This is a genomic window from Nostoc sp. UHCC 0251 (genome assembly GCF_034932245.1).
Taxonomy (GTDB): domain Bacteria; phylum Cyanobacteriota; class Cyanobacteriia; order Cyanobacteriales; family Nostocaceae; genus Nostoc.
Genome location: NZ_JAYGHD010000522.1, coordinates 1 through 1964 on the forward strand (window position 1 = coordinate 1; position 1964 = coordinate 1964).

4 protein-coding genes are annotated in these 1964 nt (G+C 43.6%); all 4 read right to left on the reverse strand.

From position 1 onward, the window contains the following. Positions 1-33 precede the first annotated feature (33 nt). A complete protein-coding gene (locus VB740_RS36530) occupies positions 34-705 on the reverse strand; it encodes a hypothetical protein (protein WP_323204684.1) in 672 nt (223 codons plus the stop codon). Between the two features lie 156 nt (positions 706-861). Then, the gene (locus tag VB740_RS36535) at positions 862-1116 is read right to left on the reverse strand and encodes a hypothetical protein (protein ID WP_323204685.1); all 255 of its coding nucleotides are present in this window, start codon (positions 1114-1116) and stop codon (positions 862-864) included. Continuing rightward, positions 1113-1328 carry a hypothetical protein gene (locus tag VB740_RS36540; protein WP_323204686.1) on the reverse strand — a complete coding sequence of 72 codons (216 nt, stop codon included), beginning with the start codon at positions 1326-1328 and terminating at the stop codon, positions 1113-1115. The genes VB740_RS36535 and VB740_RS36540 overlap by 4 nt, the downstream gene beginning before the upstream one ends. Before the next feature lie 104 nt (positions 1329-1432). Continuing rightward, the coding region (locus VB740_RS36545) for a hypothetical protein (protein WP_323204687.1) at positions 1433-1964 on the reverse strand (532 nt) is incomplete at its 5' end.

Consider the following 1964-nt stretch of genomic DNA (forward strand, 5'->3'; position numbering starts at 1 on the left):
AAAAAACAAAGGCAATAGTGACTATGTTGCAATTTAAATGCCGATTAGCTTACTAGCCCATCGCTCGTAAGTATCATTCGTTACCCAGTGAACTGTTGCCCCAGATTCTGCACCGCTACGAATCATCTCGGCGGCAACGAGGGCATCCTTCTCAAAATCAGACTGCGGGTTGCGGTATGACCATTGAATGAACCAGTACGTTCCCAGCGTCCCTTCCACTTTCTGAAACTCGGCGCAGAAAATGTAGTTTTTCAGTACCGAAGCGATCGCCTGATAACAGAACTCTTTGGGATCTCCCGGCATCCCTTCCTCGCACCACGATTGAAATGCGCGATGGGCAAAGTGATTGTACAATCCAGCAAAATTGTCTTTACTGCGGCGGTGGATCAGGAAAGAAAGCAGCATGGAGGCTGGCCCCTTAAACTGGTCTTTGAGTCCGCCAGCAACCGGAATTACCCATAGTTCAGTGAATGGTTCGTTGGTGAAGTTCTCGTTGATGGTCAATGCACGGTCAGGGCGAGAGATTGCGATTGCAAAGTCAGCCTTGTTACCTTTGAGATATCCGCCGGCTTGTGCTTCTAGAATTGTGAGTTTTGGAGGACAATCAAGAAGGAATTGCCCGTATTCCTTAGCGCAATTCGCTTGTAGTTTCGGTTGGCTAGGTGGAATGAGAAAAACACTGTTGTTGATTTTGATGGTTTCCATAATTTCGTTGTTGTTGCTAAAAATTGGGTTAATACTGGATAGTGTTCGACTTAGCTATTTAAGTGCAGGAATTGCTTTTAACTCGTATTTCAACACTTCGATTTGATATAGTCGCTTTTTAATCTCTGCTTCTAGAAGTGTTTTCAATTCCTGCGGTTAGAGCAATTTAATCTCGTTCTCTAAATGATTTTCTTCGTTAGTATCAACCATCTCAATGCTGAGTCTTGTACATAAATCGCTAGCTTTTACACCAACAACCCCTGGCTCAATTTCAGTAGACAATTCTTCGATGATTGAATGAAAACCAGGGTCTTCATCATCAATTTCTATCTCCATCAACCCTGCATTATTCGATATAACAGTTGCCCAAGTTGGCAAAGCTTGAGGAATACTTGTTGCGTAGAGTTTCATGATTTTGATTCCTGATTAAACTTGACTTCAACGATTTCTTCTACACAACCCATAGCCTCGCCCAAGTAATGCAATGTATCGCCCAAGTGAGTTGCGGCTTCTGGATCAATCCTTTTATCCGCAATCAACAAAAGCCAGTTTTCATCTTGGGCGATTGCCTGAATCTTCTGGTAGCAAGAGTTGAATTCTCGTAATATCTCTATGGGTGACATTGGTATATCCGATGAGTTGTGTTGTTCTATTCCGATAAACTGAGAATTTGATTTTGCTTTTTACTTTTTACTTTATAGGTGGGTCTTACTGCCCACCCGTTTCCTTACGCTGCAACCAAATGTTTCGCTTGTGGCACGTATCTCTTTAACCGCTCCCAATCCTCACTTGTGAGCGCATCAAATTCAATATCAAGCAACTCTTCTTCCGTGACTGGTTGCTCTGTAGTCGCTGTAAAGTAGCCTGTCATCGTCATAAATTCGTCTAGTCCGGCGGCGGCATCAACCGGCTCGGCGTATCGAATCTTATCTACAGAATTCGACCAGTGGGTGATGTGTTGAAATATCACCCCGATCATCGAATCACCTTTGTAGACTCGATAAGTTCTGGGGCAAGCTCCATTGACGTACACGACTTTGTAGCCAGGAATCTCTTGCACCTCTGCGTTGGGGTCAGTTGGAGGCAACAATGTTTTGTCAAGAAACTCTTCTAACTCCGTCTGTTGAAGAAATGTGGTAATCATAGTCTGTGTGCCATGATGATTTCGATTGTCTAAATTTCGTTGTAGAGGCGATTGCATAACTCTAGAGAGGCAGTCCAGTAAAAGTAGTTGACAAGATGCACAGTTTTTGCGGAGT

Excerpts from the sequence above, each read along its gene's own strand:
- VB740_RS36530 (WP_323204684.1), bottom strand. The coding sequence starts at position 705 with ATGGAAACCATCAAAATCAACAACAGTGTTTTTCTCATTCCACCTAGC.
- VB740_RS36535 (WP_323204685.1), bottom strand. The coding sequence starts at position 1,116 with ATGAAACTCTACGCAACAAGTATTCCTCAAGCTTTGCCAACTTGGGCA.
- VB740_RS36540 (WP_323204686.1), bottom strand. The coding sequence starts at position 1,328 with ATGTCACCCATAGAGATATTACGAGAATTCAACTCTTGCTACCAGAAG.